We start from the raw sequence: 22,774 nt of genomic DNA, 5'->3' as shown, positions 1-22,774 counted from the left end.
AAGATTGTGCGCATAAGCGTCACGACACTCTTTTGCTTTTTCTGAGGAAAAGTATGACAACCTGCACACCGCGCGCGGCATGGGTAACCCTGCTGCGACGCCTTCATTTCTATATCGGCCTGTTTGTCGGGCCATTTATCTTTGTTGCCGCGCTGACCGGCACGCTGTATGTGGCGACGCCACAACTGGAAGAGGCCATTTACGCTCAGGCACTTAACGGGACGATGCAAGGGGAGCCGCAATCGCTGGCGGCACAGGTTGCTGTCGCTCAGCAGGTGACCGGTGGGCACCTGCGCCTGCATGCCGTTCGCCCCGGACTGGAACCTGGCGAGACAACGCGCGTCATGTTTGCTGACCCTGCCCTGGCGGCCTCCGAACATCGGGCCATTTTTATCGATCCGGTGACCCTGGCCGTCAAAGGCGATATGCCGGTGTACGGTACCAGCGGCATTCTGCCACTTCGTCAGTGGATTGATTATGCCCACCGCTCGCTACTGTTGGGGGAGGCCGGGCGCATTTACAGTGAACTGGCGGCATCCTGGATGTGGATGGCGGCGCTGGGCGGCATTGCGCTCTGGTGGTTTACGCGCCCCCGTCGCCGGCTGAACAACCCGGTACAAAACCACCGGCGTCTGCACGTTACGCTGGGATGGTTGTTGTTAGCCGGAATGCTGTTGTTCTCGGCAACCGGACTGACCTGGTCGCAGTGGGCAGGCGGCAACGTGGATAAAATGCGTGCGGCATTTAGTTGGCTGACGCCACAACTTAACGCGCAACTTCACGGACCTCGCCAGCTTCATGATGAACATACAGACCATCATGGTGGCATGGTGATGCCTGAAACCCGCGTGGATATTCGTCTGTTCGATCCCGTATTACAAACCGCGCAAAAGGCAGGGTTGAATGCACTCCGACTGGAAATCCGCCCGCCGAAGGATGCGCAGCACGGCTGGACGGTGACGGAGATCGATCGCCGTTGGCCCACTCAGGTTGATGCGGTTGCTGTCGACCCGACAACATGGCAGGTGACCGATCGCACCCGGTTTGCCGACTTCCCGCTGATGGCGAAGCTGACGCGTTGGGGCGTCGATTTTCATATGGGCATTCTGCTGGGATTACCGAACCAGCTGCTGCTGATCGGCTTTGGCGCTGGGCTTTGCCTGATGATAGTGATTGGTTATCGGCTGTGGTGGATCCGCCGCCCTGTTGCTCCATCAGCCAGCCCGACACAGACGCTGGTGCATTGTTGGCTTATGTTGAGTGTTCGGGGACGTGTCAGTGTTGTGCTGCTGGCGATTGCGCTCGGACTGGCAATGCCGGTGCTGGGGGGAAGTCTGCTGCTGTTCATGCTGATCGACTGGCTGCGCTGGGTTCACGCGTCACGTGTGGTGTTCACGCAGTCAGCCGACTGAGGATTAAGGCGTGCTGATGACCACGGCAACGCGGCGGTTTTCAGCGCGACCTTTCGCCGACTGGTTGCTGGCGATCGGGTATTTTTTCCCTAAGCCCTGAGTGGTCAGATTGGTGCGCGGAATCTTCGCGCCCTCTGACCATGCGTCTGCCACGACATTGGCGCGTTTGAGCGATAACGCTTCATTGTAGCTGTCCTCGCCATAGTTATCGGTGTGTCCATCCATACGCGCATGATTCAGACCCACTGAGGCCAGACGAGCGGCCATCGACGCGATCTGCTGCTGGCTTTCTGCCCGCAGCTTGTAGTCATTCTTATCAAACAAAATGGTGTCGGAAAGCCCCAGGGACCAGTCTCCCGCAGATTCTGTAAATCCGTACGATTGCATGGCCGCTACTTGTTCAGGGGTGAATTTGCCCTGTGGGGCCTGACAGCCTGCCAGCAGTAGCGTGGCAAGAATGAGTGGGGATAAAAGACGCTTAAGCATGTGTGCATTCCTTTTTTATTTAATCGAGCGCTCTGTGCGCTGATGTTTAGCCTGATACATATTGCGATCGGCCAGTTCTTGTAATTTCTCGGCGGAAGCGTGCTCCCAGGTCAGCGCGTAACCCATGCTCAGCGTCATACTGACTAAATGCCCGTTATGCAGGTCAAAAGGACGAATAAACTCTTGTGACAACGCCGCGCTGATTCGCTGGACTTCATAGTCTGAATGGACGCCGTAAAGCACGACGGCAAACTCATCTCCGCCAAGGCGATAAGGGATATGACGGTTGCCACCAAATTCGGCCAGTCGTCTGGCGACTTCAATCAGGACACGATCGCCTGCGGCATGCCCCCAGGTATCATTCACGAATTTGAAGTTATCACCATCAAGAAACAGGAGCGCTGAACTGCTACGGGCGGAATTGTCGTTCATCAGGGCGCTGATACTGCTACGAAAAGCCGCACGGTTTGCCAGACCCGTCAGCGGATCGTGCAGTGCCGTCCGCAGTAATTGTGCGTTTTTGGCCTGCAGACGCAGTTGCCACTCTTCCATTTCATCCAGCAGGCTGTTGAAGTCCTGGGCAAAATTGTGGAACTCTTCAATCCGCTCTTCAGAGACGCGGCGGGAGAAATTACGGTTGGTACGCACATCGTGCACCACGTCGGTGATATTTTGCAGCGCCTCAACCACGCCGCGATGCAGATGACGCGTCAGCAAAATGGCAATACTGGAAGCCAGCAGAATTGATCCGGTGAGCACGGCCAGTGAAAGCCAGATGAAGTGGCTGATTAAACTGTCACGCGCGGTAAGTCGAACTTCGCCAATAATCTCACCGCTGTGCCAGACGGGCTGGGCGACGGGGAAGGGAAAGAGCCAGTGGCTGATAAAATCCCCCAGCTTATCGCTGTTCTCCTGCGCGTTATAGCGCCAGGAGGCAATGATATTCTGATTATTGTCACGAACTTCAGCAGCGGAAAATTGCCCCTGTTGGCCGAGCGCGGCCAGCGTTTCTGCGGCGGCGGCGTCATCGGTAAATACCAGCGCGGCTTCCAGGCTGTGGGTCATTGTCGCCGCTGTGAGCTCAAGGTTTTTTTGCGCGTACTGTTTTAACGTCAGTACCGAGGCAACGCACAGCAGCAGCCAGATCAGCGTCATGGTCACGATCACGCTGGTGATGTTGATGCGTCGCAACGCTCGCTTAAACGTTGGACGGGTAGTCGAAGAATGATCCTTATCCATGCTTTTTATTCCGTGCGAGCATCAATACATCCGGATTGACTCGTACGCCACTGTGCGACAAGGAATCCAGATTAACGGCGAATCTGACATCATTATTGTTAATAATCAGACAAAAGGCGCTACCAATAATGCATTCGGCATTCTGTTCTGCAATTAATAACAACGCCTTAGACGGATATTTATTTGTTAATTCAACCTGAGCAGTAGGAGATTCACTGCCGAAATAAACACCATCACAACGCGCAGTTAATGCTTCTTGTTCGGTGTTAATAATAACGGGTTGATAAGGCAGCGACGTATCACTGCTGTCTCCCAGTACGCTGGCGAACCGGGAAGACGAGAAAATGCACAGTCTGGGCGGCCCTGAGAGGGCAGGCCAGCGCGTATAGCTGACAATGCCAGAGACCATAGTGCGAACATTTTTCGCCGCATCAGGGATGTCCTGAGCACAAACTGGCCATCCTGCCAGTAAAAGCATTAACAGCATCAGGCGTCGGTGAGAAGCAAACATTACGGTTTCCTCACCAGCATCTTTTATCAGTCATCAAAATACATCCATGTCTTGTTTAAAGCAAAATAGCATTATTTTTGCGGAGCGTCATTATAGCTTGTGGATTAATGGATAAGACTTAAGCTAAATCTGATTAAATATTAATTCAGGCGTGTTGAGCTGGCATTTTCATCAGCACCTTGTTGCCAGGCTTCACGCAACTGACTGGCATTTTCTACGGTATCGCAGCTGGCAGGGAAGGTTTTCCCCGTCACGCCTCTGGCATAGGCAAAATTTTGCTGGCAGGTTTTACGTTGGCCTTCCGCATAGCCTTTGAGGTATTGCGGGCGATCCACCTCCGGGTCATTAAAGGTATCGGCCAGCGTTTCATTATCTTTAACGGCAACGCCGGAAATTGCATCTTCGATGCCGGCGTCATACCAGTTGGTACTGGTCCATGTTGGCGCGTGGGTGTAAGGATCTACCTGACAACCACTGAGCAGAAAAATGATTGCGATACCCACTATTCTCGTCATTGCCCGTTCTCCTGTTTTTTCAAAGCATAGCGGATCGCGCAATAAACACGTGTAAATTATTTTGTACGACTTGTGAGGCGTTAAATCGGACTAGTATCATCATTGTAAAGTAATGTTTACGTATTTTGGATTGATATCTTTACTCGTTGTGTTATCGTTACGTCATCCTCACTGAGGAAAACTATCGCAAACGAGCTAAAACAGGATCGCCATCATGCAAAAAGACGCGCTGAACAACGTACATATTACCGACGAACAGGTTCTGATGACCCCGGAACAACTTAAAGCGGAATTCCCGCTGAGCCTGGCGCAAGAGGCGCAAATCGCCCAGTCGCGTAAAACCATTTCTGACATCATTGCCGGTCGCGATCCGCGCCTGTTGGTGGTGTGTGGTCCGTGCTCCATTCACGATCCTGAAACGGCCCTGGAATATGCTCGTCGGTTTAAAGCCCTTGCCGCAGAGGTCAGCGATAGCCTCTATCTGGTGATGCGCGTCTATTTTGAAAAACCCCGTACCACCGTTGGCTGGAAAGGGTTAATTAACGATCCTCATATGGATGGCTCCTTTGACGTTGAAGCGGGGCTGAAAATTGCGCGTCGACTGCTGCTTGAACTGGTCGACATGGGACTGCCGCTGGCGACGGAAGCGCTGGATCCGAACAGCCCGCAGTACCTGGGCGATCTGTTTAGCTGGTCGGCGATTGGCGCGCGCACCACGGAATCACAAACGCACCGTGAAATGGCGTCGGGTCTGTCGATGCCAGTGGGTTTCAAAAACGGCACCGACGGCAGTCTGGCAACGGCGATCAACGCCATGCGCGCCGCGGCGCAGTCGCACCGTTTTGTCGGTATTAACCAGGCCGGACAGGTTGCGCTGCTACAAACTCAGGGTAACCCGGACGGGCATGTGATCCTGCGCGGCGGTAAAGCGCCTAACTACAGCCCGGCAGACGTCGCCCAGTGCGAAAAAGAGATGGAGCAGGCGGGACTGCGGCCGTCACTGATGGTAGATTGCAGTCATGGTAATTCCAATAAAGATTACCGTCGTCAGCCTGCCGTGGCGGAGTCGGTGGTTGCGCAAATTAAAGATGGCAACCGCTCAATCATCGGCCTGATGATTGAAAGTAACATTCACGAAGGCAACCAGTCCTCCGAGCAACCGCGCAGCGAAATGAAGTACGGCGTGTCCGTTACCGATGCCTGCATCAGTTGGGAAATGACGGACGCGTTGCTGCGTGAAATCAACAAAGACTTGAACGGCCAGTTGGCGGCGCGCCAGGCTTAAGAGGTTCGTTATGGTTGCTGAGTTGACCGCATTACGCGATCAAATTGATGAAGTAGACAAGGCGCTGCTGGATTTGCTGGCGCGCCGTCTGGAACTGGTGGCAGAGGTCGGTGAAGTCAAAAGCCGCTTTGGCCTGCCGATTTACGTACCAGAGCGCGAAGCCTCGATGCTGGCGTCGCGCCGTGCGGAAGCGGAAGCGCTCGGCGTACCGCCCGATCTGATTGAAGACGTGCTGCGCCGGGTGATGCGTGAGTCCTATTCCAGCGAAAACGATAAAGGGTTTAAGACGCTGTGTCCTTCTCTGCGCCCGGTGGTCATTGTCGGCGGGGGCGGGCAGATGGGGCGGTTGTTCGAGAAAATGCTCACCCTGTCGGGTTATCAGGTGCGGATCCTCGAACAGCATGACTGGGATCGCGCGCAGGAGATCGTCGCGGATGCCGGGATGGTGATCGTCAGCGTCCCGATCCATCTGACGGAATCGGTGATCGGCAAGTTACCGCCTTTGCCGGCTGACTGCATCCTGGTCGATCTGGCTTCGGTGAAAAATGGTCCCTTACAGGCGATGCTGGCGGCGCACGATGGCCCAGTGCTCGGGCTGCACCCGATGTTCGGTCCGGACAGCGGTAGCCTGGCCAAGCAGGTGGTGGTCTGGTGCGATGGGCGCCATCCGGAAGCCTATCAGTGGTTCCTGGAGCAGATTCAGGTCTGGGGCGCACGACTGCACCGTATCAGCGCCGTCGAGCACGACCAGAACATGGCGTTCATTCAGGCGCTGCGCCACTTTGCGACGTTTGCCTATGGTCTGCATCTGGCAGAAGAAAACGTGCAGCTTGAACAACTGCTGGCACTCTCTTCACCGATTTATCGTCTTGAACTGGCGATGGTGGGACGACTGTTTGCCCAGGATCCGCAGCTTTACGCCGATATCATCATGTCGTCGGAGAGCAATCTGGCGCTGATTAAGCGTTACTATAAGCGTTTTGGCGACGCGATCGGCCTGCTGGAGCAGGGGGATAAACAGGCGTTTATCGACAGCTTCCGCAAAGTAGAGCACTGGTTTGGTGATTACGCGAAGCGTTTCCAGAGCGAAAGTCGTACGCTATTACGCCAGGCGAATGACAGTCGACAGTAATGGCAGGATGATGCCGGATGTTGGCTTCGCCTTATCCGGCCTACAAAAGTCGCATGAATTGTAGGCCGGATAAGCGTAGCGCCATCCGGAAAATTAAGATTGTCAGCTCGGATCGACGGGCACCACGTTCTCACTGGGATAGCAGCCCAGCACCTTCATGGAGCGAGTAATTTCGCCCAACTCTCTGAGCGCTTTTTGCATCTGTGGGGATTCCAGATTGGCCTGGATGTCGAGATAAAACATCTCTTCCCACGGATTGCCGTGTATGGGGCGGGATTCCAGTTTGGTCATGATCAGATTGTGATTACGCATCACCAGCAGCGCTTCCACCAGGGCACCGGCCTGTTGTCCTGTCGCCATCAGCAGCGTGGTTTTCGCCGGCACCTGGTCGGAGACGTTGATCGCTTTACGCGCCAGCACAATGAAGCGAGTGATGTTCTGCGTCTGATTCGCTTCAATACGTTCCAGAACCTGTAAACCGTGCAGCACGCCACCGGCTTCGCTTCCGAGTGCGGCCACGCGTGGAGAGTTCGCCTGAGCGACCTTTTCCATCGCGGCGGACGTGCTTTCGGTGTACTCAATTTTCCAGTGCGGATAACGACTGAGAAACTTGCTGCACTGCTGGAACGGCTGCGGATGGCTGTACACCGTTTCGATGGTGTCCAGGTTTGTTGTTCCGCAAACCAGCACGCAGTGGTCGATAGCGATCGTCATTTCGCCCACAATGGACAGCGTCGTGTGTTGCAGCAGATCGTAGACATCGTTAATTCCACCGGAGCTGGTGTTTTCAATTGGCACGACCGCGTAGTCGGCCTGGCCGGTTTCGACCTGATTAAAAATATCAGCGAATTTTGCACAGCCGCTTTCAATAAACTGTTCAAAGTGACGTGCTGCGTACTGACGTGCCGCGAGATGTGAGTAAGAACCTTTTGGTCCCAGGAATGCCACGCGCGCGGAATGCGGGTTGGTTTTATTCAGGTGTTGCTGGAGTAGCGCCTGCTGGGTGAGAACGGAATCTTCGATGATGAGCTGAAAAAGGCGGGTGATGTAGTGCGCATCAAGATGATGCGCTTTGCCAAGCGTAATCAGTCTGTCCAGCAGATCGCGTTCGCGGTCGATATCCCGCACCGGGCGATGGGACTCGAGCTTGGCTTTGCCGACTTCAACCGCCAGCCCTCGTCGCTCGGCCAGTAACGCCAGCAATTTTTCATCCAGCGTGCTGATTTTATCGCGCAGCGCCAGTAATGGGTTTTCCGATGTCATAGTGTTGCCTTTATTGTTATCAATAAAAAAGGCCCCCCGGTGTGGGAGGCCTTATTGTTCGTCTTCGCATTCTTTTTCACACGACGAAAGCCTCCCATTCAGGGGAAGGTAAAAAAGAATGCGAAGAAGAACGGGGTGAGTTTCATATCAGTTTCCTTAAGTGATGTGAGTAAAGTACCCGTACTGTTTTCACCCTGTCAACAAAAAACGCGCCCGAAGGCGCGTTGGCGATACACTCAATGTAAGGGACTACTCTTCTTCTGCGTCGACGAAGTTGGCGTCTTTTACTGAAGTTGTTGCACGACGGGCTTCGCCTTTGTGCTGCACTTTATTGAGCTGCCGTTCCAGCTTGTTGATCAAATCGTTAATGGCGGTATACATATCTTCGTGTTTTGCGCTGGCGACCAGATGTCCGTTCGGTGTATTGATGGTGGCATCAGCAATGAAACCCTGTGGCTCCTTGGACAGAATGATATGCGGATTAATTAGATGAGTTTGCCATTTTTCAAGTTTGGCGAGACGGTCTGCGACATGTTGGCGAATTGCCGGAGTAATTTCCATTTGTTTACTGGTAATGTTCATTGTCATAAATTTTACCTCTTGTCTTTCCCGTCTTGGTGATTCCAGCATACCGTTCCTAATGTCAAAATGTGTGATTTGAATCACATTATTCTGTCACTTTTTGTCAAGGAAACCTTTTTGTGAGTTATCGCAGGAAGAGGTGATTTTTAACTTGAGGAAAGCCAGAAAGCAGGCCATATTTGATGGGTTGCGTCACGCAAAAGTCATCAGCGTCACGACGCGAAACGGATAATAAAACGGCAGCTCAAGGGCTGCCGTTTTTGCATCTGAAAATCGATCAGGTGTTGCTGCTGTTGGAGGCGATAATTTTCGCCACTTTGTCAGCCTGCGCCGTCATCTGCATTTCGCGATAGGCATTTTCCATCAGCGGCAGGGCGTCACGCGTTGCCTGTGTATCCGGGAAATCACGCAACATGCCTTCTACACGGTTAACCACGGCAACCCATGCGCCGCGTTGGGTGTAGTAATCTGCAACGGAGTACTCATACTTCGCCAGACGATCTTTCAGGAACACCAGACGTTTGGTGGCGTCGGTGGTGTACTGGCTGTTCGGATAACCGCGAACCAGTTTCGAAAAGTCATTGAACGCAGCTCGTGCATGCTGAGGATCGCGGTCACTACGATCGACACCAAAGAACCCTTGTAATGCGCTGTCATCTAACGCCATATTGGTCAGACCACGCATATACATGACATAATCAATGTTAGGATGCGTCGGATTCAGGCGGATAAAGCGATCGATAGCAGCCTGAGCAAGCGGCAGATCGGCATTTTTGTAGTAGGCGTAGATGAGATCTAACTGCACCTGCTGAGAATAAGGACCAAATGGATAGCGATTATCCAACGCTTCCAATTGCGTTATTGCCTGTTTCCAGTTACCGTCCTGCAGCTTTTGCTGAGCAGTCGCGTAGATTTCATTAGGCGGATTATCGGGCACCTCTTCCTTTGAACCAGAGCAACCCGCCAAAAACAGGCTCAACGTGGCTGCTGCCACCAGATATTTCATGCGCGTCATGACGTTTTGACTTTCCTCAAAATGTTTACGGGAGATTCTCTGTTCCTGCTCCCGGTTAAGACCAGCTACAATAGCACACTATATTAAACGGCAAAGCCGTAAAACCCAACGATAAACGAAGAAGCTGTATATGGCACAACGAGTACAACTCACCGCAACAGTATCCGAAAATCAACTCGGTCAACGCTTAGATCAAGCTTTGGCCGAAATGTTCCCTGATTATTCGCGATCGCGCATAAAAGATTGGATTCTTGATAAGCGCGTGTTGGTCAACGGTAAACTTTGCGACAAACCTAAAGAAAAAGTGTTAGGCGGAGAGCTGGTCGCCATCGATGCTGAAATCGATGAAGAAATCCGCTTCGAGCCTCAGGATATCCCACTGGATATCGTTTATGAAGATGATGACATCATTGTTATCAACAAGCCGCGCGATCTGGTTGTCCACCCTGGCGCGGGCAATCCGGACGGCACGGTTCTGAATGCGTTACTGCATTATTATCCGCCGATTGCTGATGTTCCGCGAGCGGGTATTGTCCATCGTCTGGATAAAGACACCACCGGGCTGATGGTGGTCGCGAAAACCGTCCCGGCGCAGACGCGTCTGGTTGAAGCGCTGCAGTTGCGTGAGATCACCCGTGAATACGAAGCGGTAGCGATCGGTCATATGACCGCAGGCGGCACGGTGGAAGAACCTATCAGCCGTCACCCGACGAAGCGTACCCATATGGCGGTGCATCCGATGGGTAAACCGGCGGTGACGCACTATCGCATCATGGAACACTTCCGTGTGCACACGCGTCTGCGGTTGCGTCTGGAGACCGGGCGTACGCACCAGATCCGCGTGCACATGGCGCATATTACCCATCCGCTGGTGGGCGATCAGGTGTACGGTGGCCGTCCGCGTCCGCCGAAAGGGGCGTCGGATGTGTTTATCTCTACGCTGCGTAAATTCGACCGTCAGGCGCTGCATGCCACTATGCTGCGTTTGTATCACCCTATTTCCGGTATCGAAATGGAATGGCATGCGCCGATCCCGCAGGATATGGTTGAACTGATTGACGCGATGCGCGCAGATTTCGAAGAGCATAAGGATGACGTGGCCTGGCTATGAGTGAGCTTATTGTCCCGCAGTGGCCTCTACCGAAAGGGGTGGCGGCCTGCAGTTCGACCCGTACTGGCGGCGTGAGTTTGCCGCCGTATGATGCATTAAATCTGGGTGCCCACTGTGGCGATAACCCGGAGCATGTCGACGAGAACCGCAGACGCCTGTTTGCTGCGGGCAATCTGCCTTCAAACCCCGTCTGGCTGGAGCAGGTTCATGGAAAAGATGTCCTGAAGCTGACCGGCGAGCCTTACGCCTCTAAACGGGCGGATGCATCATACAGTAATACGCCAGGTGCCGTTTGCGCGGTGATGACGGCGGACTGTCTGCCCGTATTGTTCTGTAACCGGGCGGGTACCGAAGTGGCGGCAGCCCATGCGGGCTGGCGTGGATTATGTGAAGGCGTACTGGAAGAGACGGTGGCCTGCTTTGTCGACAAGCCAGAAAATATTCTTGCCTGGTTAGGTCCGGCGATTGGTCCTGCGGCGTTTGAAGTGGGGCCAGAGGTGCGCGAGGCGTTTATCGCCAAAGAGGCTAACGCGCATGAAGCCTTTGTGCCGCGCGGTGAAAAATATCTGGCGAATATTTATCAGCTTGCGCGTCAGCGCCTGGCAAAGGTTGGTATTGAGCAAATTTATGGTGGTGACCGCTGTACTTTTAGTGAAAATGAGACTTTCTTCTCTTATCGTCGCGACAAGACCACGGGGCGTATGGCAAGTTTTATTTGGCTGATATAACCTAAAGAATCAAGACGATCCGGTACGCGTAATTTTCTTTTCACATAATTCAGGTCAATAACCTTGAATAATTGAGGGATGACCTCATTTAATCTCCAGTAGCAAATTTGACCTGTTATGGGAGGAGTTATGCGTCTGGATCGTCTTACTAACAAATTCCAGCTTGCTCTTGCCGATGCCCAGTCGCTCGCACTGGGGCACGACAACCAATTCATCGAACCTCTTCATTTAATGAGCGCCTTGCTGAATCAGGAAGGGGGATCGGTACGTCCTTTATTAACCTCTGCCGGCATTAATGCCGGACAGCTACGCACAGCTATCGATCAGGCGCTGAGTCGTTTACCGCAGGTGGAAGGCACCGGTGGCGATGTCCAGCCGTCTCAGGATCTGGTGCGCGTACTGAATCTTTGCGACAAGCTGGCGCAAAAGCGAGGGGACAACTTTATTTCGTCAGAACTGTTCGTTCTGGCGGCGCTTGAGTCGCGCGGTACATTGCCCGATTTACTGAAATCGGCTGGCGCAACAACCGCCAATATTACTCAGGCAATTGAACAAATGCGTGGAGGTGAAAGCGTGAATGACCAGGGGGCTGAAGACCAACGTCAGGCCTTGAAAAAATACACTGTCGATCTGACCGAACGTGCCGAGCAGGGTAAACTTGACCCGGTTATCGGCCGTGATGAAGAGATCCGCCGTACCATTCAGGTGTTGCAACGTCGTACTAAAAACAACCCGGTGTTAATTGGTGAGCCTGGCGTCGGTAAAACGGCGATTGTTGAAGGGCTGGCACAGCGAATCATTAACGGTGAAGTCCCGGAAGGGTTAAAAGGCCGTCGCGTTCTGGCGCTGGATATGGGCGCGCTGGTGGCGGGGGCAAAATACCGTGGAGAATTTGAAGAGCGCTTAAAAGGCGTACTTACCGATCTCTCCAAACAGGAAGGGAATGTCATCCTGTTTATCGACGAACTGCACACGATGGTGGGCGCGGGTAAAGCGGATGGCGCAATGGACGCCGGGAATATGCTAAAACCGGCGCTGGCGCGTGGGGAACTGCACTGCGTAGGGGCGACAACGCTCGACGAGTATCGCCAGTACATCGAAAAAGATGCGGCACTGGAACGTCGTTTCCAGAAAGTGTTCGTGGCAGAGCCTTCAGTGGAAGATACCATCGCGATTCTGCGTGGTCTGAAAGAACGCTATGAACTGCATCACCATGTACAGATTACTGACCCGGCGATCGTTGCGGCGGCTACGCTGTCTCATCGCTACATCGCTGACCGTCAGTTGCCGGATAAAGCTATTGACCTGATCGATGAAGCGGCATCCAGCATCCGCATGCAGATTGACTCCAAGCCGGAAGAGCTGGACAGACTTGACCGCCGCATTATCCAGCTCAAACTGGAACAACAAGCGCTGATGAAAGAGTCTGATGAGGCGAGTAAAAAACGTCTCGATATGCTTAACGAAGAACTGGACGACAAAGAGCGTCAATACTCTGAATTAGAAGAAGAGTGGAAAGCGGAAAAAGCGTCACTCTCCGGAACACAAACGATTAAGGCCGAGCTGGAACAGGCGAAAATTGCCATTGAGCAGGCTCGTCGTGTTGGCGATCTGGCGCGGATGTCCGAACTGCAGTACGGCAAAATCCCTGAGCTGGAAAAACAACTGGAAGCCGCGACCCAGTCTGAAGGCAAAACCATGCGTCTGCTGCGTAATAAAGTGACGGATGCGGAAATTGCCGAAGTGCTGGCGCGCTGGACCGGTATTCCGGTTGCGAGAATGCTGGAAGGCGAGCGCGAAAAACTGTTGCGTATGGAGCAGGAGTTACACAGCCGCGTGATCGGGCAGAACGAAGCGGTAGAAGCGGTATCGAACGCGATTCGTCGTAGTCGTGCAGGTCTTGCCGATCCAAATCGTCCGATTGGCTCGTTCCTGTTCCTCGGCCCAACCGGGGTAGGTAAAACCGAGCTGTGTAAGGCGCTGGCAAACTTTATGTTTGACAGCGATGATGCGATGGTGCGTATCGACATGTCCGAGTTTATGGAGAAACACTCCGTGTCTCGTCTGGTGGGGGCGCCTCCGGGATATGTCGGCTATGAAGAGGGCGGTTACCTGACAGAAGCGGTTCGTCGTCGTCCTTATTCCGTCATTCTGTTAGATGAAGTTGAAAAAGCGCATCCTGATGTGTTCAACATTCTTCTGCAGGTACTGGATGATGGGCGCCTGACCGACGGGCAGGGGAGAACGGTCGACTTCCGTAATACGGTGGTCATTATGACCTCGAACCTGGGTTCCGATCTGATTCAGGAACGCTTCGGCGATCTGGACTACAGCCATATGAAAGACCTGGTGTTAGGCGTGGTGAGTCACAACTTCCGCCCGGAATTCATAAACCGTATAGATGAGGTTGTTGTATTCCATCCGTTGGGTGAACAACACATCGCCTCTATTGCGAAGATCCAACTGCAGCGTCTGTATAAACGTCTGGAAGAGCGTGGCTATGAAATCCACATCTCCGACGAGGCGCTGAAACTGCTGAGCGCGAATGGTTATGATCCGGTGTATGGGGCTCGTCCGTTGAAACGAGCAATTCAGCAGCAGATCGAAAACCCGTTGGCGCAGCAAATCCTGTCTGGTGAGTTAATTCCAGGCAAAACGATTCGTCTTGAAGTAAACGACGAGCGTATTGTTGCAGTGCAGTAATTCCTGATGAAATAAAAAATGGGCTCTCCGGAGCCCGTTTTTGTTTAAAAACCAGGCTAAAATGATTGTTGATAAGGTGATTTGCCTGGAAAGTGAGCGGTTGATAAGTTTTTTGTATTTTTGACTTGTCAGCCCGAAATAACTCCCTATAATGCGCCTCCACTGACACGGAACAACGGCATGCAAGCCGCCGGGTCAGCAGGGTTTCTCCGGAAATTCTGACAGAGAAAAGCGAAATAAACGCTTGACTCTGAAGCGGGAAAGCGTATTATGCACACCCCGCGCCGCTGAGAAAAAGCGAAGCGGCACTGCTCTTTAACAATTTATCAGACAATCTGTGTGGGCACTCAAAGTGACTGGATTCTTAACGTCTTCGGACGATAAATGAATACCAAGTCTCAAGAGTGAACACGTAATTCATTACGAAGTTTAATTCTTTGAGCATCAAACTTAAATTGAAGAGTTTGATCATGGCTCAGATTGAACGCTGGCGGCAGGCCTAACACATGCAAGTCGAACGGTAACAGGAAGCAGCTTGCTGCTTTGCTGACGAGTGGCGGACGGGTGAGTAATGTCTGGGAAACTGCCCGATGGAGGGGGATAACTACTGGAAACGGTAGCTAATACCGCATAACGTCGCAAGACCAAAGAGGGGGACCTTCGGGCCTCTTGCCATCGGATGTGCCCAGATGGGATTAGCTAGTTGGTGAGGTAACGGCTCACCAAGGCGACGATCCCTAGCTGGTCTGAGAGGATGACCAGCCACACTGGAACTGAGACACGGTCCAGACTCCTACGGGAGGCAGCAGTGGGGAATATTGCACAATGGGCGCAAGCCTGATGCAGCCATGCCGCGTGTATGAAGAAGGCCTTCGGGTTGTAAAGTACTTTCAGCGGGGAGGAAGGGGATGTGGTTAATAACCGCATCCATTGACGTTACCCGCAGAAGAAGCACCGGCTAACTCCGTGCCAGCAGCCGCGGTAATACGGAGGGTGCAAGCGTTAATCGGAATTACTGGGCGTAAAGCGCACGCAGGCGGTCTGTCAAGTCGGATGTGAAATCCCCGGGCTCAACCTGGGAACTGCATTCGAAACTGGCAGGCTTGAGTCTCGTAGAGGGGGGTAGAATTCCAGGTGTAGCGGTGAAATGCGTAGAGATCTGGAGGAATACCGGTGGCGAAGGCGGCCCCCTGGACGAAGACTGACGCTCAGGTGCGAAAGCGTGGGGAGCAAACAGGATTAGATACCCTGGTAGTCCACGCCGTAAACGATGTCTATTTGGAGGTTGTTCCCTTGAGGAGTGGCTTCCGGAGCTAACGCGTTAAATAGACCGCCTGGGGAGTACGGCCGCAAGGTTAAAACTCAAATGAATTGACGGGGGCCCGCACAAGCGGTGGAGCATGTGGTTTAATTCGATGCAACGCGAAGAACCTTACCTGGTCTTGACATCCACAGAACTTGGCAGAGATGCCTTGGTGCCTTCGGGAACTGTGAGACAGGTGCTGCATGGCTGTCGTCAGCTCGTGTTGTGAAATGTTGGGTTAAGTCCCGCAACGAGCGCAACCCTTATCCTTTGTTGCCAGCGGTCCGGCCGGGAACTCAAAGGAGACTGCCAGTGATAAACTGGAGGAAGGTGGGGATGACGTCAAGTCATCATGGCCCTTACGACCAGGGCTACACACGTGCTACAATGGCATATACAAAGAGAAGCGACCTCGCGAGAGTAAGCGGACCTCATAAAGTATGTCGTAGTCCGGATTGGAGTCTGCAACTCGACTCCATGAAGTCGGAATCGCTAGTAATCGTGGATCAGAATGCCACGGTGAATACGTTCCCGGGCCTTGTACACACCGCCCGTCACACCATGGGAGTGGGTTGCAAAAGAAGTAGGTAGCTTAACCTTCGGGAGGGCGCTTACCACTTTGTGATTCATGACTGGGGTGAAGTCGTAACAAGGTAACCGTAGGGGAACCTGCGGTTGGATCACCTCCTTACCTGAAAGAACCTTTCCTTTGCAGTGTCCACACAGATTGTCTGATGAAAAGTGAATAGCAAGGCGTCTTGCGATTGAGACTTTGTGTCCCCTTCGTCTAGAGGCCCAGGACACCGCCCTTTCACGGCGGTAACAGGGGTTCGAATCCCCTAGGGGACGCCACTTGCTGGTATGTGAGTGAAAGACGCGTGCCTCAGTATCTCAAAACTGACTTGTGAGTCATGTTTGAGATATTTGCTCTTTAAAAATCTGGATCAAGCTGAAAATTGAAACGACACACAGTCAATGTGTGTTCGAGTCTCTCAAATTTTCGCAACACTGACGGTGTTTTACGAAACATCTTCGGGTTGTGAGGTTAAGCGACTAAGCGTACACGGTGGATGCCCTGGCAGTCAGAGGCGATGAAGGACGTGCTAATCTGCGAAAAGCGTCGGTAAGGTGATATGAACCGTTATAGCCGGCGATGTCCGAATGGGGAAACCCAGTGCAATTCGTTGCACTATCGTTAAGTGAATACATAGCTTAACGAGGCGAACCGGGGGAACTGAAACATCTAAGTACCCCGAGGAAAAGAAATCAACCGAGATTCCCCCAGTAGCGGCGAGCGAACGGGGAGCAGCCCAGAGCCTGAATCAGCATGTGTGTTAGTGGAACGGTCTGGAAAGGCCGGCGATACAGGGTGACAGCCCCGTACACAAAAGTGCATGTGTTGTGAGCTCGATGAGTAGGGCGGGACACGTGGTATCCTGTCTGAATATGGGGGGACCATCCTCCAAGGCTAAATACTCCTGACTGACCGATAGTGAACCAGTACCGTGAGGGAAAGGCGAAAAGAACCCCGGCGAGGGGAGTGAAAAAGAACCTGAAACCGTGTACGTACAAGCAGTGGGAGCCTCTTTTATGGGGTGACTGCGTACCTTTTGTATAATGGGTCAGCGACTTATATTCTGTAGCAAGGTTAACCGAATAGGGGAGCCGAAGGGAAACCGAGTCTTAACTGGGCGTTAAGTTGCAGGGTATAGACCCGAAACCCGGTGATCTAGCCATGGGCAGGTTGAAGGTTGGGTAACACTAACTGGAGGACCGAACCGACTAATGTTGAAAAATTAGCGGATGACTTGTGGCTGGGGGTGAAAGGCCAATCAAACCGGGAGATAGCTGGTTCTCCCCGAAAGCTATTTAGGTAGCGCCTCGTGAACTCATCTTCGGGGGTAGAGCACTGTTTCGGCTAGGGGGTCATCCCGACTTACCAACCCGATGCAAACTGCGAATACCGAAGAATGTTATCACGGGAGACACACGGCGGGTGCTAACGTCCGTCGTGAAGAGGGAAACAACCCAGACCGCCAGCTAAGGTCCCAAAGTCATGGTTAAGTGGGAAACGATGTGGGAAGGCTCAGACAGCCAGGATGTTGGCTTAGAAGCAGCCATCATTTAAAGAAAGCGTAATAGCTCACTGGTCGAGTCGGCCTGCGCGGAAGATGTAACGGGGCTAAACCATGCACCGAAGCTGCGGCAGCGACACTATGTGTTGTTGGGTAGGGGAGCGTTCTGTAAGCCTGCGAAGGTGTGCTGTGAGGCATGCTGGAGGTATCAGAAGTGCGAATGCTGACATAAGTAACGATAAAGCGGGTGAAAAGCCCGCTCGCCGGAAGACCAAGGGTTCCTGTCCAACGTTAATCGGGGCAGGGTGAGTCGACCCCTAAGGCGAGGCCGAAAGGCGTAGTCGATGGGAAACAGGTTAATATTCCTGTACTTGGTGTTACTGCGAAGGGGGGACGGAGAAGGCTATGTTGGCCGGGCGACGGTTGTCCCGGTTTAAGCGTGTAGGTGTGTGTTCCAGGTAAATCCGGTTCACTTTAACACTGAGGCGTGATGACGAGGCACTACGGTGCTGAAGTAACAAATGCCCTGCTTCCAGGAAAAGCCTCTAAGCATCAGGTAACATCAAATCGTACCCCAAACCGACACAGGTGGTCAGGTAGAGAATACCAAGGCGCTTGAGAGAACTCGGGTGAAGGAACTAGGCAAAATGGTGCCGTAACTTCGGGAGAAGGCACGCTGATATGTAGGTGAAGTGATTTACTCATGGAGCTGAAATCAGTCGAAGATACCAGCTGGCTGCAACTGTTTATTAAAAACACAGCACTGTGCAAACACGAAAGTGGACGTATACGGTGTGACGCCTGCCCGGTGCCGGAAGGTTAATTGATGGGGTTATCCTTAGGGAGAAGCTCTTGATCGAAGCCCCGGTAAACGGCGGCCGTAACTATAACGGTCCTAAGGTAGCGAAATTCCTTGTCGGGTAAGTTCCGACCTGCACGAATGGCGTAATGATGGCCAGGCTGTCTCCACCCGAGACTCAGTGAAATTGAACTCGCTGTGAAGATGCAGTGTACCCGCGGCAAGACGGAAAGACCCCGTGAACCTTTACTATAGCTTGACACTGAACACTGGTCCTTGATGTGTAGGATAGGTGGGAGGCTTTGAAGTGTGGACGCCAGTCTGCATGGAGCCAACCTTGAAATACCACCCTTTAATGGCTGGTGTTCTAACGTGGGCCCTAATCCGGGTTGCGGACAGTGTCTGGTGGGTAGTTTGACTGGGGCGGTCTCCTCCTAAAGAGTAACGGAGGAGCACGAAGGTTAGCTAATCCTGGTCGGACATCAGGAGGTTAGTGCAAAGGCATAAGCTAGCTTGACTGCGAGCGTGACGGCGCGAGCAGGTGCGAAAGCAGGTCTTAGTGATCCGGTGGTTCTGAATGGAAGGGCCATCGCTCAACGGATAAAAGGTACTCCGGGGATAACAGGCTGATACCGCCCAAGAGTTCATATCGACGGCGGTGTTTGGCACCTCGATGTCGGCTCATCACATCCTGGGGCTGAAGTAGGTCCCAAGGGTATGGCTGTTCGCCATTTAAAGTGGTACGCGAGCTGGGTTTAGAACGTCGTGAGACAGTTCGGTCCCTATCTGCCGTGGGCGCTGGAGAATTGAGGGGGGCTGCTCCTAGTACGAGAGGACCGGAGTGGACGCATCACTGGTGTTCGGGTTGTCATGCCAATGGCACTGCCCGGTAGCTAAATGCGGAAAAGATAAGTGCTGAAAGCATCTAAGCACGAAACTTGCCCCGAGATGAGTTCTCCCTGACCCTTTAAGGGTCCTGAAGGAACGTTGAAGACGACGACGTTGATAGGCCGGGTGTGTAAGCGCAGCGATGCGTTGAGCTAACCGGTACTAATGAACCGTGAGGCTTAACCTTACAACGCCGAAGCTGTTTTGGCGGATTTGAGAGAATATTCAGTTCAGCTTGATACAGATTATGTCACTACGTGGAAACGGGGTGATAAAACAGATTTGCCTGGCGGCTGTAGCGCGGTGGTCCCACCTGACCCCATGCCGAACTCAGAAGTGAAACGCCGTAGCGCCGATGGTAGTGTGGGGTCTCCCCATGCGAGAGTAGGGAACTGCCAGGCATCAAACAGTGAAGAAGCCCATCCTGACGGATGGGCTTTTTTGCGTCTGTGCACCACGGAAAATGCCGGATGGCGGCGTCGCCTTATCCGGCCTACATGAATCCTTACCAGTCCACATCTAATTCTCTCAAGTCCTCTGCGCTTACTCCTAAATTCTTTCCCTGCTAATTAAAACCGTGATCCCTGTCTCATAATAAATCATAACAATTATATAACATTTCATTTACTAAAAATGACAGCAAACACAACCGAAAAGCACAATCGGATCTTTGGCAGGAGTACCATTCTAATGACTGAAAGCAGTGTAACTGCGAACGGGTCACTGACAGACAGTGACACCCGTCGTCGCATATGGGCAATTGTAGGCGCGTCCTCGGGGAATCTGGTCGAATGGTTTGATTTCTATGTCTACTCGTTCTGCTCGCTCTATTTTGCCCACATCTTCTTTCCTTCCGGAAACACGACAACGCAGTTACTACAAACCGCAGGTGTTTTTGCGGCGGGGTTCTTAATGCGTCCTATTGGCGGCTGGCTATTCGGTCGCATCGCCGATAAACATGGCCGTAAGAAATCCATGCTGTTGTCCGTGTGCATGATGTGTTTGGGATCGCTGGTGATCGCCTGTCTACCGGGTTATGAAACCATTGGAACCTGGGCACCGGCGTTGTTACTGCTGGCGCGCTTGTTCCAGGGGTTATCCGTTGGCGGGGAGTATGGCACCAGCGCAACCTACATGAGTGAAGTTGCCGTAGAAGGCCGTAAGGGGTTCTACGCCTCTTTCCAGTACGTCACGCTTATCGGTGGTCAGTTGTTGGCGCTGCTGGTTGTGGTTGTCTTACAGCAGACCATGGAGGATTCAGCACTCAGAGAGTGGGGCTGGCGTATTCCTTTTGCTTTAGGCGCAGTGCTGGCGGTAGTGGCGCTCTGGTTACGTCGTCAACTGGATGAAACGTCAAAGCAGGAAACGCGTGCGCTGAAAGAGGCGGGATCGCTGAAAGGGCTATGGCGTAACCGTAGAGCCTTCATCATGGTGCTGGGTTTCACTGCGGCAGGATCGCTATGTTTCTATACCTTCACCACATATATGCAAAAGTATCTGGTGAACACCGCGGGTATGCATGCCAATGTGGCAAGCGGTATTATGACGGCGGCGCTATTTGTTTATATGCTTGTGCAACCGTTGTTTGGCGCGCTGTCAGATAAAATTGGCCGACGTACCTCTATGCTGTGCTTCGGTGCACTGGCAACCCTGTTTACTGTGCCTATTTTGACCGCGCTTCAGAATGTGACTTCACCGTATGCGGCATTTGGTCTGGTGATGTGTGCGCTGCTGATCGTCAGCTTCTACACGTCGATTAGCGGTATTTTGAAAGCAGAAATGTTCCCGGCGCAGGTTCGCGCACTGGGGGTAGGGCTTTCTTATGCCGTGGCGAATGCGTTGTTTGGCGGTTCTGCGGAGTACGTGGCGTTGTCGCTGAAATCTGTCGGCATGGAGACGTCGTTCTTCTGGTATGTCACCGTTATGTCGATCGTGGCATTTCTGGTCTCGCTGACATTGCATCGCAAAGGGAAAGGCCTGCGTCTTTAGTGATGTGCCATTTGCCAGAGGGTATAGCCGGTCGTTGCGCCAGCAACATCCCAGGCAAAGTCTTTCCAGCTCCAGCCGCTCCCTGCAGGGCGGCTATCCCAAAGCTCTTTTGACGCTCCCAGACTTACCGAGAACATCAAACCCACCATCGCGCTGCGATCGCGGTTCATCCCCTGATGCTGAGCGAACTCATTGCCTGCGGCTGAGAGCATCGCGGAAGCAATAAAGTGCTGCGCTTTGTCCTGCCCACTCCAGCTGTCCTGCGCCATATGGCTACAGCCTGACAGAATAAAGGTACTAAGAATAAAAATAACGCGCACCCGTGGCTCCTATAGAAAAAACCCCGTTCAGGACGGGGTTTCGCTTACAGAATACGGCTTATTAGCCTGTCGATTCGAATACGACGCAATCGACGGATCAGTTTGCGAACTTTTACCGGGTAATCGGCAATGCTCTGCAAGTCACGATAGTGCTTAACGACGGTGGTATGCGTACGAATCAGCGCCAGCTCTTTCTCTCGCTGCGCAGCCAGTTCTTGCTTAGGATCGTGGATCAGGATCGCATTTTCCAGATCCAGACGCCAGGCGCGCGGGTTGAGGTTGTTCCCGGTCAGCAGCATCCACTTGTCATCGACCCACATCCCTTTGAGATGGTAGGTATTGTCGTCGTCTTTCCACAGGCGAACGACCAACTGATCGGTATTCACGTAATATTGCAAACGGCTCAGGAAACGACGCAGGTTAATCTCATAGAGATAGGGCAGTGCGCCGATTATCTTAAATGGCTCATTTTCCGGGATATAAAAGTCGTTGGCGGTTTTATCACCCACAATGATCTCAACCTTCTTTCCTTCCCGCAGCAGTTGAATGATGTTACGGACAAGAATTGCCGGCAGGTTGAAATAGGGGGTGCAAATCGTGAGCTTATGCTCCGCACAGGGCATAAGGTGGAAAATGGTTTTGTTCAGCAGGCTGGATTTCCCCAGACCGACCAATGGCGTCACGGACAGTTGTTCATTATCGGCATCGCCCTGGAAATGGTAAGCGGCGTCGCGTAACTCCTGGCGATACAAACGAATGTCGTTTTTAATCTCCGGGCTTTTCGGACGCAGGGTATTATCCAGACGATTCACGCCACGACCGTTCATCAGGTTCTGGGTCACCCATTCGAACATGATGTCAGCCATTCGGGCGTTACGAATTAACTGATAGCGGTCATAGCGATATTTATCGTGCTGATGCAGATAGACATCGTTCAGACTTGCACCGCTATACAGGACGCTATCATCGATGATAAAGCCTTTAAAGTGCAGAACGCCGAGCGCTTCACGGGTATTGATCGGCACGCCATATACCGGAACATCGACACCCGGATTTTCATGCGCCATCCGGCAATACCAGTCGGCATTGGTATTGGATGCTGCTGCGCCAATACGCCCACGCTGCGCACGATGCCAGTCGACGAGTACCCGAACATCCAACTCAGGACGCTGCCGTTTCGCCTCGTATAGCGCGCTGAGAATGCCTTTGCCTCCGTCATCCTGTTCCAGATACAGGGCAATAATGCAAATGCGCTGCTTCGCGCTGGCTATTTTTTCCAGCAGTGTCTCCCTGAAATTAGCGGGAGCATAAAAGAAATCGACATCATCAACTGATTGAGAAATCTTAGGTAGTTGGGCAAGGTGTTGTTGATGTTTATTACGCTTAAATTTTGACAACATCACAGTGCATTTCTTCTC

General features: G+C 52.7%; 17 protein-coding genes, 1 tRNA gene, 3 rRNA genes and 1 other annotated feature. Of the genes, 11 read left to right on the top strand and 10 right to left on the bottom strand.

Annotated features, from left to right (window positions below; translation table 11 throughout):
* The first annotated feature begins 53 nt into the window (after positions 1 to 53).
* Complete coding sequence (locus F384_RS14280; protein WP_046485388.1) at positions 54 to 1,412, top strand: PepSY-associated TM helix domain-containing protein; 1,359 nt, start codon at positions 54 to 56, stop codon at positions 1,410 to 1,412.
* A 3-nt stretch (positions 1,413 to 1,415) separates the two neighbouring features.
* Here F384_RS14280 and F384_RS14275 read toward each other — a convergent pair whose 3' ends face one another.
* The 4 genes from F384_RS14275 to F384_RS14260 all read right to left on the bottom strand — a co-directional run bounded on the left by F384_RS14275 (position 1,416) and on the right by F384_RS14260 (position 4,163).
* A complete protein-coding gene (locus F384_RS14275) occupies positions 1,416 to 1,898 on the bottom strand; it encodes an OmpA family protein (RefSeq protein WP_046485385.1) in 483 nt (160 codons plus the stop codon).
* 15 nt (positions 1,899 to 1,913) lie between these two features.
* Complete coding sequence (dgcN, locus tag F384_RS14270) at positions 1,914 to 3,137, bottom strand: diguanylate cyclase DgcN (protein WP_046485382.1); 1,224 nt, start codon at positions 3,135 to 3,137, stop codon at positions 1,914 to 1,916.
* The gene (locus F384_RS14265) at positions 3,130 to 3,648 is read right to left on the bottom strand and encodes a YfiR family protein (RefSeq protein WP_046485379.1); all 519 of its coding nucleotides are present in this window, start codon (positions 3,646 to 3,648) and stop codon (positions 3,130 to 3,132) included. The genes dgcN and F384_RS14265 overlap by 8 nt, the downstream gene beginning before the upstream one ends.
* A 140-nt stretch (positions 3,649 to 3,788) precedes the next feature.
* Complete coding sequence (locus F384_RS14260) at positions 3,789 to 4,163, bottom strand: DUF2799 domain-containing protein (protein ID WP_046485376.1); 375 nt, start codon at positions 4,161 to 4,163, stop codon at positions 3,789 to 3,791.
* A 214-nt stretch (positions 4,164 to 4,377) separates the two neighbouring features.
* Here F384_RS14260 and aroF point away from each other — a divergent pair, with 214 nt between their 5' ends.
* Together aroF and tyrA are read left to right on the top strand one after the other, a co-directional pair.
* Positions 4,378 to 5,448, top strand: coding sequence for a 3-deoxy-7-phosphoheptulonate synthase AroF (gene aroF / locus F384_RS14255; RefSeq protein ID WP_046485372.1), 1,071 nt, complete (start codon positions 4,378 to 4,380; stop codon positions 5,446 to 5,448).
* Between the two features lie 10 nt (positions 5,449 to 5,458).
* Positions 5,459 to 6,580, top strand: a complete 1,122-nt coding sequence (tyrA, locus tag F384_RS14250) for a bifunctional chorismate mutase/prephenate dehydrogenase (RefSeq protein WP_046485370.1) — start codon at positions 5,459 to 5,461, stop codon at positions 6,578 to 6,580.
* A gap of 102 nt (positions 6,581 to 6,682) precedes the next feature.
* Here tyrA and pheA read toward each other — a convergent pair whose 3' ends face one another.
* From pheA to bamD, 4 genes are all read right to left on the bottom strand, one after another.
* A complete protein-coding gene (gene pheA / locus F384_RS14245; RefSeq protein ID WP_046485368.1) occupies positions 6,683 to 7,843 on the bottom strand; it encodes a bifunctional chorismate mutase/prephenate dehydratase in 1,161 nt (386 codons plus the stop codon).
* A gap of 22 nt (positions 7,844 to 7,865) precedes the next feature.
* Positions 7,866 to 7,990: a sequence feature (Phe leader region), on the bottom strand.
* Complete coding sequence (gene pheL / locus F384_RS29930; RefSeq protein ID WP_100249759.1) at positions 7,942 to 7,989, bottom strand: pheA operon leader peptide PheL; 48 nt, start codon at positions 7,987 to 7,989, stop codon at positions 7,942 to 7,944. Its footprint overlaps the feature before it by 48 nt.
* A 102-nt stretch (positions 7,991 to 8,092) precedes the next feature.
* Positions 8,093 to 8,431 carry a ribosome-associated translation inhibitor RaiA gene (gene raiA, locus F384_RS14240; RefSeq protein ID WP_046485366.1) on the bottom strand — a complete coding sequence of 113 codons (339 nt, stop codon included), beginning with the start codon at positions 8,429 to 8,431 and terminating at the stop codon, positions 8,093 to 8,095.
* Between the two features lie 271 nt (positions 8,432 to 8,702).
* Entirely contained in the window at positions 8,703 to 9,440 is a 738-nt protein-coding gene (gene bamD / locus F384_RS14235; protein ID WP_046485364.1) for an outer membrane protein assembly factor BamD, read from the bottom strand.
* A 130-nt stretch (positions 9,441 to 9,570) separates the two neighbouring features.
* Here bamD and rluD point away from each other — a divergent pair, with 130 nt between their 5' ends.
* From rluD to F384_RS14195, 8 genes are all read left to right on the top strand, one after another.
* Positions 9,571 to 10,551 carry a 23S rRNA pseudouridine(1911/1915/1917) synthase RluD gene (gene rluD, locus F384_RS14230; RefSeq protein ID WP_046485362.1) on the top strand — a complete coding sequence of 327 codons (981 nt, stop codon included), beginning with the start codon at positions 9,571 to 9,573 and terminating at the stop codon, positions 10,549 to 10,551.
* On the top strand, positions 10,548 to 11,279 hold the full coding sequence (yfiH, locus tag F384_RS14225) for a purine nucleoside phosphorylase YfiH (RefSeq protein ID WP_046485360.1): 732 nt from the start codon (positions 10,548 to 10,550) through the stop codon (positions 11,277 to 11,279). Before rluD ends, yfiH begins: the two co-directional genes overlap by 4 nt.
* A gap of 129 nt (positions 11,280 to 11,408) precedes the next feature.
* A complete protein-coding gene (gene clpB, locus F384_RS14220) occupies positions 11,409 to 13,982 on the top strand; it encodes an ATP-dependent chaperone ClpB (RefSeq protein ID WP_046485358.1) in 2,574 nt (857 codons plus the stop codon).
* 452 nt (positions 13,983 to 14,434) lie between these two features.
* A 16S ribosomal RNA gene (locus tag F384_RS14215) occupies positions 14,435 to 15,976 on the top strand.
* An 85-nt stretch (positions 15,977 to 16,061) separates the two neighbouring features.
* Positions 16,062 to 16,137, top strand: a tRNA-Glu gene (locus F384_RS14210).
* Positions 16,138 to 16,328: 191 nt separating this feature from the next.
* Positions 16,329 to 19,234, top strand: a 23S ribosomal RNA gene (locus F384_RS14205).
* A gap of 98 nt (positions 19,235 to 19,332) precedes the next feature.
* Positions 19,333 to 19,448, top strand: a 5S ribosomal RNA gene (gene rrf, locus F384_RS14200).
* The 16S, 23S and 5S rRNA genes sit together here with 1 tRNA gene alongside, the layout of an rRNA operon.
* A 289-nt stretch (positions 19,449 to 19,737) precedes the next feature.
* Positions 19,738 to 21,036, top strand: coding sequence for an MFS transporter (locus F384_RS14195; protein WP_046485356.1), 1,299 nt, complete (start codon positions 19,738 to 19,740; stop codon positions 21,034 to 21,036).
* Here F384_RS14195 and F384_RS14190 read toward each other — a convergent pair.
* Both F384_RS14190 and pssA read right to left on the bottom strand, forming a co-directional pair.
* Complete coding sequence (locus F384_RS14190) at positions 21,033 to 21,356, bottom strand: YfiM family lipoprotein (RefSeq protein ID WP_046485355.1); 324 nt, start codon at positions 21,354 to 21,356, stop codon at positions 21,033 to 21,035. The genes F384_RS14195 and F384_RS14190 overlap by 4 nt on opposite strands.
* A 44-nt stretch (positions 21,357 to 21,400) precedes the next feature.
* Positions 21,401 to 22,756, bottom strand: coding sequence for a CDP-diacylglycerol--serine O-phosphatidyltransferase (pssA, locus tag F384_RS14185; RefSeq protein ID WP_046485353.1), 1,356 nt, complete (start codon positions 22,754 to 22,756; stop codon positions 21,401 to 21,403).
* Positions 22,757 to 22,774: the final 18 nt, after the last annotated feature.

This window comes from Citrobacter amalonaticus Y19, from assembly GCF_000981805.1.
Lineage (GTDB): Bacteria > Pseudomonadota > Gammaproteobacteria > Enterobacterales > Enterobacteriaceae > Citrobacter_A > Citrobacter_A amalonaticus_C.
Note: the sequence above shows the minus strand (reverse complement) of the source record. Positions and strands in the feature narration are given on the sequence as shown.

Excerpts from the sequence above, each read along its gene's own strand:
- raiA (WP_046485366.1), bottom strand. The coding sequence starts at position 8,431 with ATGACAATGAACATTACCAGTAAACAAATGGAAATTACTCCGGCAATT.
- rluD (WP_046485362.1), top strand. The coding sequence starts at position 9,571 with ATGGCACAACGAGTACAACTCACCGCAACAGTATCCGAAAATCAACTC.
- tyrA (WP_046485370.1), top strand. The coding sequence starts at position 5,459 with ATGGTTGCTGAGTTGACCGCATTACGCGATCAAATTGATGAAGTAGAC.
- clpB (WP_046485358.1), top strand. The coding sequence starts at position 11,409 with ATGCGTCTGGATCGTCTTACTAACAAATTCCAGCTTGCTCTTGCCGAT.
- yfiH (WP_046485360.1), top strand. The coding sequence starts at position 10,548 with ATGAGTGAGCTTATTGTCCCGCAGTGGCCTCTACCGAAAGGGGTGGCG.
- aroF (WP_046485372.1), top strand. The coding sequence starts at position 4,378 with ATGCAAAAAGACGCGCTGAACAACGTACATATTACCGACGAACAGGTT.
- F384_RS14265 (WP_046485379.1), bottom strand. The coding sequence starts at position 3,648 with ATGTTTGCTTCTCACCGACGCCTGATGCTGTTAATGCTTTTACTGGCA.
- dgcN (WP_046485382.1), bottom strand. The coding sequence starts at position 3,137 with ATGGATAAGGATCATTCTTCGACTACCCGTCCAACGTTTAAGCGAGCG.
- F384_RS14280 (WP_046485388.1), top strand. The coding sequence starts at position 54 with ATGACAACCTGCACACCGCGCGCGGCATGGGTAACCCTGCTGCGACGC.
- F384_RS14275 (WP_046485385.1), bottom strand. The coding sequence starts at position 1,898 with ATGCTTAAGCGTCTTTTATCCCCACTCATTCTTGCCACGCTACTGCTG.
- F384_RS14260 (WP_046485376.1), bottom strand. The coding sequence starts at position 4,163 with ATGACGAGAATAGTGGGTATCGCAATCATTTTTCTGCTCAGTGGTTGT.
- pheA (WP_046485368.1), bottom strand. The coding sequence starts at position 7,843 with ATGACATCGGAAAACCCATTACTGGCGCTGCGCGATAAAATCAGCACG.
- F384_RS14195 (WP_046485356.1), top strand. The coding sequence starts at position 19,738 with ATGACTGAAAGCAGTGTAACTGCGAACGGGTCACTGACAGACAGTGAC.
- bamD (WP_046485364.1), bottom strand. The coding sequence starts at position 9,440 with ATGACGCGCATGAAATATCTGGTGGCAGCAGCCACGTTGAGCCTGTTT.
- pssA (WP_046485353.1), bottom strand. The coding sequence starts at position 22,756 with ATGTTGTCAAAATTTAAGCGTAATAAACATCAACAACACCTTGCCCAA.